Here is a 14,698-nt window from a genome sequence, read left to right on the forward strand (position 1 = left end):
AATCTTTGTTTGTTTTGGGTTATTTATCTGTTTTGTGGTTGTTTATTTTTTCTTTGTTAGAATCCTTATTTATTTTTTTTGAGGAGTTAGAATGAAAACAAAATTTTTGCTAAGCATTGCTCTTGCGACCACTCTTGGCCTGGGCGCATTTGAGATACAGACCATGCCAGATGTGACCAAGCGCATTTCTCCAGCAGAGAGCAGCCCCACGAGTGTGCAGTCCTATCATGATTCCATCAAGGATGCAGTGAATGCGGTGGTGAATATTTCTACGCAGAAAAAGATCAAAAATCCCATGCAGGGAAATCCTATGTTTAGCGATCCCTTCTTTCAGCAATTCTTTGGCGATCTCTACAACCAAATCCCAAAAGATCGCATTGAGCGGGCGCTAGGAAGTGGGGTCATCGTCTCTCCAGATGGCTACATCATTACTAACAATCACGTAATTGATGGAGCCGATAAGATCCTAGTCACCCTGCCAAATAGCACCAAGGAATACACTGCCACGCTTGTGGGAACCGATCCTGATAGCGATTTGGCTGTAATTCGCATCGACAAAAAAAATCTTCCTTATTTGAAATTTGCTAATAGCACCAATGTTATGGTGGGAGATGTGGTATTTGCCATCGGAAATCCCTTTGGTGTAGGTGAGACTGTGACACAGGGGATTGTTTCTGCGCTAAATAAAAATGGCATGGGGATCAATAATTATGAAAACTTTTTGCAGACTGATACCTCTATCAACCCTGGGAATTCTGGAGGTGCTTTGATTGATACAAGGGGCGCGCTTGTGGGTATCAATACCGCAATCATTTCGCGATCTGGTGGGAATTTGGGTATTGGCTTTGCCATCCCCTCTGATATGGTAAAAAATGTGGTCTATACTTTGGTCAAGGATGGGAAGATTGTGCGCGGCTATCTTGGTGTGGGCATCCAGGATGTGAGCAGTGATTTGCGCGATAGCTATGAGAACAAAGAGGGTGCGGTGGTCATTAGCCTTGAGAAGGATTCTCCGGCCAAAAAAGCAGGTCTCATGGTATGGGATCTCATCACAGAGGTTAATGGCAAGAAGGTTAAGAATGCTGCGGATTTGAAAAATTACATCGGCACATTAAAGCCCAATTCCCGAGTGACCATCAAATTCCTTCGCGACAAAAGAGAGCATACTATCACGCTCACCCTTGCAGAGCGCAATAAGCACAAAAAAGACTCTCCTGTCTCTACTAAAGGCAGCGATCAGGGCGAGCTAAAGGGGCTTAGAGTGGAGAGCATTACACCTCAAATGCGTCAGCAATATAATATCAGCAACGACATCCAGGGCGTAATGGTAACAAGCGTAGCAGATGATTCCCCAGCGCAAGAAGCAGGATTCTCTCAAGGGGATATTATTGCTCAGATTGAAAATATCACCATAAAAAACACTGCAGATTTCACCAGTGCACTCAATCGCTTCAGAGGTAAGAACAAGAGAATTTTGGTGTACACACGCAATGGAGTCAAAACCATCGTGACTAAGTGATGTCCTAGTAGCCTTTTAAAACAGGGCTCGCTTGTCAAAGGGAGGCATAGGATGGGGAGCCATGCCTAAATCAAAAATATGGGGCTTTAAATTTGGAGCCAATAAAGAGGAGGGTAGAAAGAGAGGGGGAATCAAAACAGGAAGGGGTTTGGCCAAACCTCAAAAAAAAACTAAAAAGATGGGGGCTAAGCCCCCAAAACTCACTTGATACGCAAAAAACTATATTAAATAGAATCCTCTGCTAGCCCAGCACCCTATCAATCCATGGGAAAACCACACAAAAACTGCATTTCAAAACCACACAAAATCTTAGGTTTACCAAAAGATGAGGAAGCTAAAGAAGTCACCAAAGCACAGAAAAAGTAATTAAAAAAGACGAATCAAAAAATCAGTGAATAAAGGGGTTTAGGGCCTAGGTTTAATAGGCTCAAATAAAGAGAGGCTGATGGATTCGCTCTTGCAGGTGACAATAGTGGACGACGCTCCGGATGATGTAAAAGACGCCTTCATAAAAGAAAGGCCGCTATTTATAGAGTTTAGAGGGGGGAAAAGGCTCTAGAGAAAAAACTTACTAACCAAAAAACTCTAAAAAAGAGGGGTTAAATTTGTGTAAAAACCCCTCTTAAACAAGCAAAAAGCCTTAAGAAAGGCTTAGATCATGCACTTTTGGTGACAAATGAAGAGAGAGGGGCATGGAGGCTAAAATGTGGATAGTCTAGCATGGAAAGCGCGATTTGGGCAGCCTTTTTGTTTTCTGTGTTAAAGACAATGGGGGCAAGGAAATTGACTAGAGAGTTTTCTAGATCTTTTTGCAAAATCATCACGCAATAGACTTCAAGCCTGGAATCCTTCTCTAAATCCAGCAATAATTCGACATATTTGGGAATCTCAAAAGAATACTCACATAGGGCATGGGGATTGGCTAGGAAGATTTCAAATTGTTCTTTTTGATTGGAAATCTTAGCAAACAAAGAATCGATTTTCTCAAGCTCTATTTCTGTGATATGTTCAAATCCTAAAATAGGGGATTTTAGAATATAGCGCATTATAACTCCTTAGATAATTTCGATATAATTTAGCACAAGCAAAACCTATACCAAAATAAAATCTCTACCAAACAAGGAGAAGCGATGCAACTATCAGATCGCGATATTTATCTCACATGTAAAGATCGGGGATATTTTGAATTAGATGGCAATCAAAAAATCCAGCAAAAAGATAAAAACTTTTGCATCATGATGCCTCCGCCAAATGTCACGGGTGTGCTGCATATCGGGCATGCACTGACCTTTACCCTGCAAGATATCATCACTCGCTACAAGAGGATGCAGGGCTATCGCACCCTTTATCAGCCAGGTCTCGATCATGCAGGAATTGCTACGCAAAATATCGTAGAAAAGCAGCTTCTTTCTCAAGGTATTGTTAAAGAAGATCTAGGCAGAGAGGAGTTTATCAAAAAAGTTTGGGAGTGGAAGGAGGAGAGTGGGGGGAAGATTATAGAGCAAATGTATTCTTTGGGTATCACTCCTGCTTGGTCTCGCGCTCGCTTTACCATGGACAAGGGGCTGGCAAATGCAGTTCGTGAGGCATTTGTGACATGGTATGAGAAGGGTTTGATTATCCAGGGGGATTATATGGTGAATTGGTGCACTCATGATGGTGCACTTTCAGACATCGAAGTGGAATATGAAGAAAATCAAGGAAAGCTTTATTATTTACGCTATCCCATCAAAGATAGCACAGATTCCCTTATTGTCGCTACCACGCGCCCGGAGACATTTTTTGGCGATACTGCGGTGATGGTAAATCCCAAAGACTCTCGCTATACCCATCTCATTGGCAAAAAAATCATCCTGCCACTTGTGGGGCGTGAAATACCCATCATTGCGGATGAATGTGTAGATAGCGAATTTGGGAGTGGTTGTGTGAAGGTCACGCCTGCTCATGATGTCAATGATTATGAAGTGGGAAAACGCCACCAATTAGAATCCATTGTGGTTTTTGATGCAAAAGGATTTTTGAATACTCAAGCAGGAAAATTCATGGGCAAAGAGCGATTGGAGGCGCGTGAGGATATTGTGCAAGCCTTGCAAAGGGAGGGATTTATCGATCATATCGAAGATTATGTAAATCAAATAGGGAAATGTTATCGCTGTGGCAATGTAGTAGAACCTTATATTTCCAAGCAATGGTTTGTCAAAAAAGAAATCGCACAAACTTCCATGCAAAAGGTGCAAGAGGATTTGATGCATTTTTATCCCAAAGAATGGAAAAATAATTATAATGCTTGGATGCGAGAGCTTAGGGATTGGTGCATTAGTCGCCAATTATGGTGGGGGCACAGGATCCCTGTGTGGTATTGTGAGGATTGCGCGGGAGTGTTTGCTAGCAGAGAGGAAATGCCAAAGGCTTGCAAACATTGTCAAAGTACAAAAATCTTCCAAGACCCTGATGTGCTAGATACCTGGTTTAGCTCTGGACTTTGGGCATTTAGCACTCTTGGCTGGGGAAATAGGGGAGCAGAAAAAGAAAAATATCAAGAAAGGGATTTACAGGATTTTTATCCCAATTCCTTGCTCATCACGGGTTTTGATATTTTATTTTTCTGGGTGGCACGCATGGTGCTTAGTGGAGAATCTCTTTTGGAAGAGCTGCCCTTTAGGGATGTGTATTTGCATGCATTGGTGCGAGATGAATTTGGGAACAAGATGAGTAAAAGTAAGGGGAATGTCATTGATCCCCTTAGTATGATTGAAGCCTATGGTGCAGATAATTTGCGCTTCTCTCTTGCCCTGCTTTGTGCACAAGGAAGGGATATCAAGCTTTCTCTCAAAAAACTCAAAGACACACAGGCTTTTTTGATCAAATTAGAAAATGCAGTGAAATTTCTCGAGCTCTATGCCAAGCAACAAGAACCAAATTTCACACATTTTCAAGATCGCGAGAATCTAGGGGATTATCACACAAATCTTGGATGTTATCTCAAATCACAATTCAATGCTACGAGCAAAAAGGTGCAAGAAGAGTTAGAAAACTACCGCTTCAATGATGCAGCAATGAGCCTTTATAGTTTTTTGTGGATGGAATTTTGTGATTGGGGGATCGAGCTTGCCAAGGTTGAGAAAAGCGCAGTTTTTGAATTGGGGAGTATTTTCAAAGATGCGATGAAATTATTGCATCCCTTTATGCCTTTTGTTACCGAGAAAATTTGGCATCGTCTCAATCATAGCGATCTTAGGGATTGCGATTCTATTATGATTTCTCGCTATCCCAGTGATTTTGAAGAGGATGCAGAGATGCTTAGAGAATTTGCAGTGATCAAGGATTGTATCATCTCTGCACGTCGTGTAAAAACCCTGCTAGATCTAGGTGATCGCAATATTGAGAAAATTTTCCTTGTTGTGCATCAACCTGTTGCAGATAGTGAGCGTCTCAAGCAATTTGTCAGCAAATGTGCCAAGGCTCAAACTGTGGAGATTTTGGATGCCAAAATCCCCAATGCTGTCGCAGATATAGGAGATTATTGCCAGAGCTTGATTTGTCTAGAGGGTATTGATCTTAGCGCTATCAAAAAACGTCTTTATTCTCAGCAAGAAAAATTAAACAAGGAAGTGATGAAGCTTGAAGGATTGCTTGATAATACCAATTTCATCAAAAATGCTCCAAAAGAGGTGTTAGAAAATCATCAAGAAGGCTTAAGGCTTGCGCGGGAGAAATTGCAAAAAACACAAGAGGAATTGCAAAAATTCTCCCAAAATCCTTGACAATCTCTTTCGCGCTTATTTTGCCTTGTTCGCGCGGCGGACTGTATTTTGTTTTGCGGCGCTTCCTGAGTTTTGGTGCTAAGTGCCCCCCTCTTTTATCTTGCACTTTTTTGCGCGGCACTCAATTTGTGGGGATGAGGGAGATGCTTTTATTTTGTGTTTTTTGAGTTTTCCCGTGCTTTTGCAGGGCAAATCTCACCCGCGGCGGCCGCTAAATTTTTGAGGCCCTCACCCATGGGATTGGCTAAAAATCTCCCAATACAACGGATGCTTGAGAGCTTTCATGATCTCTGCAGGATTTCGCACTTCACTGCAAAGCTCTCATCCTTGTGAGATCTACTCCTGCGAACTCTAGCTAAAATATTACCGCGTGATTTCATCTCCTGTTAAAAATCCCAGCACTCCTGCAATCACTCCTTTATACTACAAATCCTGGTGCACGTGTTCCTATCGCTGCGTGCTCAAGAATCCTTGAAGCTTGCGCGGTCACTACAAATCTCTGCGCTTTGCTAGGAGATTTTTTTTGCCACAAAGCCCCGATCTAGCCCTGCATAATCTTGATAAAAATCTGCTCTATAACCTGCCTTTTTTAGGGCTTCTTGCAAGGATTCTTTTTGATCAAATCCCATTTCACATGCCAAAAATTTTATTTTGTTTGTGCTTGCAACTTCAATGAGCTCTAGCAAGATCTCATCCCCCCTCTCTCCACCAAATAGCGCACAATGGGGTTCTAGGAGTACATGGGGCTCTAGAGGATAGCTCCTTGCGATATAAGGAGGGTTTGCGATAAGGAGATCTAGGGAATCTTTTTTGACCCCATCAAGGAGGTTAGTGTGCACAAGCTTTATTTTGTTTTTGAGGTTGTTTTCTTGCGTATGGAAGTGCGCGATATTGCAGGTTGCAACATCTAGGGCATCTTTAGAAATATCTGTGGCAATGAGAGAGATGTCTTTGTATTTTAGTGCTAGGGTGATGGAGATGATCCCGCTTCCCACACCCACCTCAGCGATGTTTTTTACCCCATGCTCTTGGAGCAAAAAATCTACCGCATCAATGAGTAGCTCTGTCTCAGGGCGGGGGATGAGCACGCGATGATCCACATAAAAGATGTGCTCATAAAAGCTCGCCTCTTTTGTGATGTATTCGATAGGATTGCCTTGTTCGCGCAAGTTTAGTGCTTCAAAAAAATGATCTAGATCTTTAGGAGCAATCTCTCTATCTCCCCAGGCGTGGAGGGTTTGGCGAGTGGTTTTTAGGACAAAGCCAAGCAGAATTTCACTCTCAAGCAAGGGGCGTGGGATGCTGTGTTGCAGGAGTTGTTTTTTTGCCTCAAGGAGGGCTTGTGAGATTTTCAAATCTCATGCTCCAGGGCTCTAAGTCTATCTAATAGTGGTGGATGGGTATGATGAAAATACGTATAGAGTGGGTGGGAATAGGGGAAGGCTTTGTTTTCTTTGACAATTCGAATGAGCGCATTTGCCAGAGTGGTTTTGCTGGTGAGTTCTGCACCAAACTCATCTGCGGCATATTCTGCACATCTACTAAAATATCCGATGATGGGCATTGCCCAAAATAAAAGCACGGGGCTAAGCAGTAGCATCAATGCAAAAATGCTCCCACTATTGGCATCTGTGCCAAGCTGATGCAAGATTTTTGCAGAATAAATCCCCATAAACACAAAGAGTGCAAAAATGAGCAACAGGCTAATAAAGAGATTGCGCAAAATATCCCTGTGCTTGAAATGTCCTAGCTCATGCCCCAAAATCGCTAGCAATCCATCATCACTAACCGAATTAAGTAGAGTGTCAAACAAAATCACGCGTTTGCTTTTGCTGATGCCACCAAAATAGGCGTTTAGCCTACCATCCCTTTTGCTTGCATCCATTACAAAAACCCCACTGCTCTTAAAGCCCACATGATTTAAAAGCTTGTCGATGCGATTTTTGAGATGGGTATCCTGCAAGGGAGTGAATTTATTAAATAATGGTGCAATGAGGGTGGGATAAAAGCCATTGATTCCAATTACAAGCAGGCTTACAAGGGCAAATGCATGGATCCACCAATAGGTAAAATGATTGATGAAATACACCAATCCATAACCAATGAAGATTGCAAAAAAAACCATCAAAGCGAGGGATTTTAGCGCATCAATCCAAAAAAGTTTTTTGCTGGATTTATTGAAGCCAAAATGCTTATCCAAGATCATGTTTTGGTAATAAGATAGGGGAAGGTTCAAAATCGTGTAGATAAGCAAAAATAAAACAAAATAGGTGAGGGGATATTGGATGTGATGATGGTGGATGGGTCCTAGGAGTTCTTGGAGTGCAAGGAATCCAAAAGTAACCCATAGGAAAAACACCATTGTTTCCCAAAGCGAAGAAAAGATGGAGAATTTTAGTTTTGCAATCGTATATTCTCCTGCTTTTTGATAGTCTTCTTTGCTTAGAATCACTGCGGGGGATTGTAGTTTTTGACGTACATAGCCAAGTTGTTTGTAATCAATGTAAATCTTTGGAAAAATATAAAATAGAATAAAAATTGCGCTTAAAAAAATAAGAAACATTTTTTAATCCTTGAGGGCTTAATTTTTTGAATGAATTTGTTTGGTTCTGGACTGTGAGTGTAGGCCAAAAATATAAATTTATTCAAAATGATTCCTAGAATTTGCACGCAAATTCTTTCGAGAATTTTTCAATCTTTCAAGAGGCAAATTCAACTGCAATCAAAGCATTTTGAAATGCTCTTAGCGGGCTTTTTGGCGCATCTCTTCAAGGCTGTCAAAATGCAAAATCTTTACAAAACTTTATCAAAAATTAAAAAGCCTTGGGATATTATTACAGAAACTTTTCAGGGTGAAATATGCAACCAAAATATATTTTTGTGACTGGTGGGGTGCTTAGCTCTCTGGGCAAGGGAATCTCCTCCTCTTCTATCGCTACTTTGTTAAAATCCTCAGGCTTTAAGGTATCCATCCTCAAAATCGATCCCTACATCAATGTCGATCCAGGGACGATGAGTCCGCTGGAGCATGGAGAGGTGTTTGTAACTGCAGATGGCGCAGAGACGGATCTAGACATTGGGCATTATGAGAGATTTTTGGATACGAGTTTGCTTAGATGCAATAACTTTACCACAGGGCAGGTCTATCTTTCTGTGATTGAGAATGAGCGTCGTGGCAAATACCTGGGCAAAACCATCCAGGTCGTTCCTCATATCGTGGATGAAATCAAGCAAAGAATCAAAAATGTCGCCAAGGGATATGATTTCCTTGTCGTGGAGCTTGGTGGTACGGTGGGGGATATTGAGGGGATGCCCTATCTGGAGACCATGCGACAGATGAAGCATGAGCTAGGACTCCAAAATGTCATCAGTGTGCATGTGACCTTGATTCCCTATATCAAGGCAGCAGGTGAGCTCAAAACTAAGCCCACGCAGCATTCTGTGAAGGAATTGCGCTGCATTGGTATCACCCCTCAAATCATCATCGCTCGCTCTGAGAAGCCCTTAAGCAAGGAATTGAAGGCAAAGCTAGCACTGAGCTGCGATGTGGATGATGATAGCGTGATTGTCGCAGAGGATGCCAAAAGCATCTATCAATGTCCGCTTAATTTCCTTAAAGAAGGAGTGCTTTCCTCCATTGCTAGGCATTTTTGTCTAGATCCAATTGAGCCAAACATGGATGAATGGGATATTTTGGTAAAAAAAATCATCTCCCCCAAGCACAGCATCACCATTGGCTTTGTGGGGAAATACCTCGATCTCAAGGAATCTTACAAATCCCTTACAGAGGCATTGATTCACGCAGGCGCCAATCTGGATACGCGCATTGATATTAAGTGGATTGATAGCGAGAAGCTTGCTCAAAGCGATACCCTGGAATTGCATGATGTGGATGGGATTTTGATCCCTGGGGGATTTGGCAAGCGTGGTATCGAGGGCAAGCTCAAAGCGATTGCTTTTGCACGAGAAAATAAAATCCCATTTCTGGGAATCTGCCTGGGGATGCAATTGGCAATTTTAGAATTTTTGCGCAATGTTGCTGGAGTGAAAAACGCAGATTCCATAGAATTTGATCCCCACACCAAAGAGCCAGCCATCTACTTGATTGAGGATTTTATCGATCAAAGTGGGCAGAATCAAATCCGAACCTATCAATCTCCCATGGGTGGGACCATGCGCCTGGGGGAATATGAATGCCAACTCAAAGAAAATTCTCTCATTGCACAAAGCTATGGAAATGTCAAAAGTATCAAAGAGCGCCATCGTCATCGCTATGAAGCCAATCCCAAATACAGGGAAATCTTACAAAAACATGGAATGCAAATTAGCGGAGAGTGCCAAAATCTCATCGAGGCTGTGGAGATCCCTGAGCATCCCTTTTTTGTGGCAGTGCAATACCATCCAGAATTTACCTCTAGGCTCAAAAATCCCAACGCGATTATTTTGGCATTTGCGCGTCATGCGCTTGGCAACAAAAAATGACAACCTTAAGCAAAGCCCAAATCCAAGCCTTGCTAGAGGCGCGATTTTGTGATGACTCTTTTGCTAGATTGCAAGATCTCCCCCATCCTCATTCACTAAAAGATGCCCAAAAGGGTGCCCAAATTGTTGCAGGGATCATGCAAGAGGGAGGCAAGATTCTCATTGTGGGGGATTATGATGTAGATGGGACACTCTCTGCTGTGATTATGATGAAGTTTTTTGGCATGCTTGGATATGAAAATGTCTCCTACCTTATCCCTAATCGCTTCTCTGATGGATATGGGGTGCAGCGTCATCTCTTGGAGCAATATCCAAGTGATCTTGTCATCACAGTGGATAATGGCGTTGCTGCATTGGATGTGGGGGAGTATTGCAAAGAACAAAAAAGAAAACTCATCATCACAGATCATCATGCCTTGCAGCATCAAATCCCCCAAGCAGATGCGCTCATCAATCCCCAGCAAGAAACCTGCTCTTTCCCCCAAAAGAGCATCTGTGGTGCGGGAGTGGCATGGTATTTTTGCAATGCAATTAAAATTGCTTTAGGCAAGAATTTTTCTTTATTGGAATTGCTTAAATATGTAGCCATTGCCACCATCGCAGATGTGATGCCCCTGTGCCAGGTCAATAAGCTTTTTGTCAAAAAGGGCCTGGAGTTGCTAAAAGATTCTCATAGCATGCAAGACTCCCTATTAAAATCCCTGTTAAAGGGCAGGGATTTTAGCGCCCAAGATGTGGCATTTTCCATCACTCCCCTGCTCAATAGTGCAGGCAGGATGAAGGATGCGCGCGTGGTTTGTGAATTTTTCTTGGCCACAAAAAAAGATGAGATTGCCGCGCATTTTTTGGCATTAAAAAAACTCAATCAGATGCGCAAAGATCAAACCCAGCAAATGGAATCAGAAATGTTTGCGCATTTTTTGGAGAGTGAGAATTGTGTCCTGGCCTACAAAGAGAGCTGGAATGAGGGACTGCTTGGGATCTTGGCTGCCAAGCTCTCCAAAGAGAAGCAAAAGCCCGCATTTGTTTTTACGCAAAAAGAGGGGTGTTTAAAGGGCAGTGGTAGGAGCGATGGGAAGATAGATATTTTCCAGACCCTTCTGCCTCATGAAAGGAATTTTTTGCGTTTTGGCGGTCATAGCGAAGCTGTAGGCATCTGCATACAAGAGGACAAAATCCCGTGGTTTATGGATCTTTTTAGTAGGGAGTGTTTTGTGCTTAGCCCAAAACCAAATGAGGTGCTTGGTGAGATTTGCTTGCAGGATATTGATGGGGAATTACTAGAAATCCTGCGGCGCTTTGAGCCCTATGGTCAGGGGAATCCACCACCCCAGTTTCTCATTCGCGGAGCCAAAATCAAAGAAAGCAAGATTTTCAAAGAGTTGCATCAAAAGCTTGAATTTGAGCATCAAATTAGTGCGCTTTCATTTTTTTGCAAGGAGTTTTACAAGGAGAATGAAGTCATTGACATGGAATTTTCTGTGCAAGAAGGGCTGCAAAACAAACATCCCACCCTTTTGCTGAAAAAAATCTCAAGATGCCCTTTGTAACAAAAGAATATATTTTGCCCCATGCGATGCAGGCCTTTGCTTTCGTAGAAAACTGTCTGCATTATTCCTCAAAAGAGACTCAAAGAATCATCGACAAACGCCGCCTTCGCTATCCTGATGGTCGTGTGATCCAAAAAAGCGAGGTGATTTGTGGGCGGGTGCTTTTGGATGAATTTGTGCCAAACGGGGCTCTGCGTGCGATTTTTGTACATGAGGATTTTGCCGTGTTTGCAAAGCCTCACAATCTCCTCACCCATCCCAAGGGCAGATTTTTGCACGCAAGCCTTTGTGATAGCATTAAGATGCAATTTGGCATGCAGGCAAATCCGGTGCATCGCTTGGATTTTGAGACTAGTGGGGTGGTGCTAATAAGTCGCAACAAGAGAGCAGAAATCGCGTTAAAGACGTTGTTTGAAAGGGGTGAGGTGCGCAAGATTTACCGAGCACTTGTGGAGGGGATCATAGAGCATGAGCGTTGTATTGAGTCAAGAATCCTACTCCCAAAAAAAGAAGACAAGAGCAAAGATCTTGGCATCAAATGCCAAATCCATGCAAGCGGCAAGGACAGTATCACCATCATCCGCCCCTTAGAAGTGCGCGGGAATCAGACGCTGCTAGAGATTGAGCCCCTCACTGGGCGCACGCATCAAATCCGCCTGCATCTTGCAAGCATTGGACATAAAATTGTCAATGAGCCGCTCTATGGTGTGGAGGAGGAATTGGCACGCGCATATTTGCAAGATAAGCTAGGGGTAAAAAAACATCTTTGCCTCCATGCTAGGAGCCTGGAATTTTCCTATTTGGGAAGAAGGTATTTTTTGAGCGCAAAAGAGGATTTCTAAAATTTTTGGTTTAGCTAGGAATTCTGAGCCTGGGGAGGGTTTTTTGAGTTTTTGTTTTTAGGCTTGTGTTCCCTGCTGTTTTGAGAATGTCTTGTGCATTTATGCCCCGCACTCCCCAGCGCCCCCGCTGTCTTTGGTTTTGCGTGGTGGTTGTGGCTTGGGTAGATTCAAAGCGCGTGTAGAAGGAATTGGGGATAATGTAGCCATTGCTCCCTTGGGAAAACTCAATTTCCCCCACACTTTGGCCTGCAAATACAGACTTTGCATAGTTGGCCAGTGAAAAGCAAAGCTCTTTTTTCTTCGCAGGTGTGGGAGGGGCTTGTGTGAGCTTTGATTCTTCTATAAGGGATTTTGAAAAATCCTTTAGTGATGTGTTGTTTTTAATCGCCTCAAGGCCTTGTGCTTCTTTGCCTGCGATTTTTGCAAGTTCTATGATTTGTAGTGTTTCATTCATGTTTACTCCTTTGGTTTTTTGAAATTCTGTGATTTTGGCTCTTTTGTCTGCGCCTTCCCACACTGCAGAGAGCTCAATAATCTCTCCGCTAGTGATGTGAAAATGCGCAATGCCCTCAATTGCATCGCGCTTCTCTATCTTCCAATCCCCAAACCCCACAGAGACTGAGTCTGAAAGATTGTTTTTGTATTTCAAAAAGGCCTCATGGCTTTTTGAAAGCTCGGGGAAAAACTGCACCACTACTTTGATATTTCCCCCCTCATCAAGCTTGCTTTCTTTGATGGTGCCAATGGCATTTTCAAAGCTGGTGTCATGATCTAGGTAGAATCTTTTGGCATTGAAGGTGATGTTTTTGGTATCAATGCTCACATAATAGGGCGCACCGCTCAAAAAGTCTTTGCGCAAGATAGGTTCTTTTGAAAGGGCAACAAAAGAGATGGTAGCAGCCTCTGTATCAATGGCTTTTTGTTTGGGGCTTAGTGCAAAATACTTAGATGGATTCATTTTACTCCTTTGACTATAAAGCCCATGGCAAGTTTTCCAAAGAATGCGTTTGGGGATTTTGGGCTCGTGCATAGTTTAGTGGAAGGGATTTAAGCCCCTTCCCCTCTCCATTTTTTAAATCTTTTTAGCAGTGGTCCACAGGGGTTTAAAACTGATTTTTTACGCTCCTAACCTCTCGCCCGCGATCTGGGTGCAAAAAAAGAGAATCAAGGAGGCAGCAGTGACTCCGCTCCTCATCCATTGCCCCGCCATAGCTCTTTTAGGAGCTTTTGGAGTTCTTTTTCTTTTTTGAGTTCTTCGATGTGAGTATCTAGTTCCTTGCCTGTGCTTCTTAGGATTTCACTTAGAGTCTTTTGCCCTGTATGGATGGCTAGAGCATTGGCATTGGTTTCTTTGTAGGGGTCGATGTATTCCCATCCTTGGGGTTTGAAACTGTAGTACAAAAGTGCGTCTTGGTATTCCTTGGTGCTAAGCTTGCAGAGTTTGAGTTCATTGAGGAGCCAGCGCTCATAGATTTTATTATGCATCTTTCTTACTAGGAAATTTTGCAGTCTTCTAAACTGCCTTCTTTGCTCACTGCCCCCATGCCTGATGGAGCTGTAATTGACATCTGTGAGATTGCCTGTGAGTGTGGCATAGGAGATGCCAAGGCCTTTGGCAATCTCCCTATCAGTTTGGGTGATAAAGCTCTCCATATTGGCAGCATTGTGGGATTCTGTGAAAATGGGTTTGACATCCTCATCGATGTAGGTCATCTTGCCCACCTCAACAGATGTCTGGATGCTCTTTTTGTGTTCCTCTTCACCATTTAAAAGCTCATCTGCAAGATCAGAATTGTTTTTGATAATGAAGCCTGTGATCTCACTCTGCAGTCTGGCTTTTCTTAGCTCCGCACTTCTGAATTTATCTTTTTGATGGGCAGGGGTGATGATGCTAGCAAAATCTGATAGCCCCCTGTGCTGTCTGATATCTAGCTTTTTGTGCAAATGAAGGATGGCCTTAGCATTCACTTCAAAAAGCCTCCCCTCCCCATCATAGACAAAGTAGGAGATGGGGTTATTTTTGGCATCTTTTTTGATGCCAAAGGCTATCCCTTGGGACTCATCACTAAAATCGCTAGCAATATTGTGATTGTCAATGATTTCTACTCTTAGGCCCTCTTGGCTCTCACTTAAATGCAAAAAGCACTCCCCATCGCGCAAAAGATAGATGAGGGCTAGGCTTTCGATGTCATAAAAATCAAGTTCACCATTTTGGCTGCTCCCCCTCCATAGAGCAAAAGAGCCCTCAATTCTTTTGTTTAGCTCTTTGTTGGGGGTGGATAGATCTAAAGTGATGCCCCTATCGCCTAAAATCTCTGATTCAATGGTTTTTAAATATCCGCTTATGATGGGATTGTTTACAGATAGGCTTCTTGCTTGATGCGAAATGGCTTTGGCATAGTCGTTGATATTTGCGTTGTTTAAGAGTCCTAAGAGTTCGTTTTTTTCTAATTCACTAGGAGAGAGGGAGGGGAAGTTATAAAAATGCTTCTCTATCTTTGCTCTCTTAGCTCTTTTTTTAAAAAAATCAAAAATTCCCAT

General features: G+C 42.7%; 10 protein-coding genes. 5 read left to right on the forward strand and 5 right to left on the reverse strand.

Annotated features, from left to right (window positions below):
• The first annotated feature begins 91 nt into the window (after window positions 1–91).
• Window positions 92–1,519: a Do family serine endopeptidase gene (locus DQN48_RS01085; RefSeq protein WP_111713494.1), complete on the forward strand. Its 1,428-nt coding sequence runs from the start codon at window positions 92–94 to the stop codon at window positions 1,517–1,519.
• 656 nt (window positions 1,520–2,175) lie between these two features.
• Here the strand turns inward: DQN48_RS01085 and fliW are convergent.
• Window positions 2,176–2,565: a flagellar assembly protein FliW gene (fliW, locus tag DQN48_RS01090; RefSeq protein ID WP_013022550.1), complete on the reverse strand. Its 390-nt coding sequence runs from the start codon at window positions 2,563–2,565 to the stop codon at window positions 2,176–2,178.
• Between the two features lie 84 nt (window positions 2,566–2,649).
• On the opposite strand from fliW, the gene DQN48_RS01095 reads away from it, so the two are divergent.
• On the forward strand, window positions 2,650–5,283 hold the full coding sequence (locus DQN48_RS01095) for a valine--tRNA ligase (protein WP_013022551.1): 2,634 nt from the start codon (window positions 2,650–2,652) through the stop codon (window positions 5,281–5,283).
• A 509-nt stretch (window positions 5,284–5,792) separates the two neighbouring features.
• Here the strand turns inward: DQN48_RS01095 and prmC are convergent.
• Window positions 5,793–6,638: a peptide chain release factor N(5)-glutamine methyltransferase gene (prmC, locus tag DQN48_RS01100; RefSeq protein WP_013022552.1), complete on the reverse strand. Its 846-nt coding sequence runs from the start codon at window positions 6,636–6,638 to the stop codon at window positions 5,793–5,795.
• Entirely contained in the window at window positions 6,635–7,846 is a 1,212-nt protein-coding gene (locus tag DQN48_RS01105) for a M48 family metallopeptidase (protein ID WP_013022553.1), read from the reverse strand. Before DQN48_RS01105 ends, prmC begins: the two co-directional genes overlap by 4 nt.
• Window positions 7,847–8,142: 296 nt before the next feature.
• On the opposite strand from DQN48_RS01105, the gene pyrG reads away from it, so the two are divergent.
• The 3 genes from pyrG to DQN48_RS01120 are packed head-to-tail and all read left to right on the forward strand — an operon-like array spanning window position 8,143 to window position 12,157.
• Entirely contained in the window at window positions 8,143–9,765 is a 1,623-nt protein-coding gene (gene pyrG, locus DQN48_RS01110) for a glutamine hydrolyzing CTP synthase (RefSeq protein WP_013022554.1), read from the forward strand.
• Window positions 9,762–11,315, forward strand: a complete 1,554-nt coding sequence (gene recJ / locus DQN48_RS01115) for a single-stranded-DNA-specific exonuclease RecJ (RefSeq protein WP_013022555.1) — start codon at window positions 9,762–9,764, stop codon at window positions 11,313–11,315. Before pyrG ends, recJ begins: the two co-directional genes overlap by 4 nt.
• On the forward strand, window positions 11,303–12,157 hold the full coding sequence (locus DQN48_RS01120; protein WP_013022556.1) for a pseudouridine synthase family protein: 855 nt from the start codon (window positions 11,303–11,305) through the stop codon (window positions 12,155–12,157). The genes recJ and DQN48_RS01120 overlap by 13 nt, the downstream gene beginning before the upstream one ends.
• A gap of 10 nt (window positions 12,158–12,167) precedes the next feature.
• Here DQN48_RS01120 and DQN48_RS01125 read toward each other — a convergent pair whose 3' ends face one another.
• Both DQN48_RS01125 and DQN48_RS01130 read right to left on the reverse strand, forming a co-directional pair.
• Window positions 12,168–13,115, reverse strand: a complete 948-nt coding sequence (locus DQN48_RS01125) for a hypothetical protein (protein ID WP_013022557.1) — start codon at window positions 13,113–13,115, stop codon at window positions 12,168–12,170.
• A gap of 233 nt (window positions 13,116–13,348) precedes the next feature.
• On the reverse strand, window positions 13,349–14,698 hold the full coding sequence (locus tag DQN48_RS01130; protein WP_013022558.1) for a phage portal protein: 1,350 nt from the start codon (window positions 14,696–14,698) through the stop codon (window positions 13,349–13,351).

Origin of the sequence: Helicobacter mustelae, from assembly GCF_900476215.1 — a bacterium.
In the GTDB taxonomy this organism is placed as follows: Bacteria; Campylobacterota; Campylobacteria; order Campylobacterales; family Helicobacteraceae; genus Helicobacter_H; species Helicobacter_H mustelae.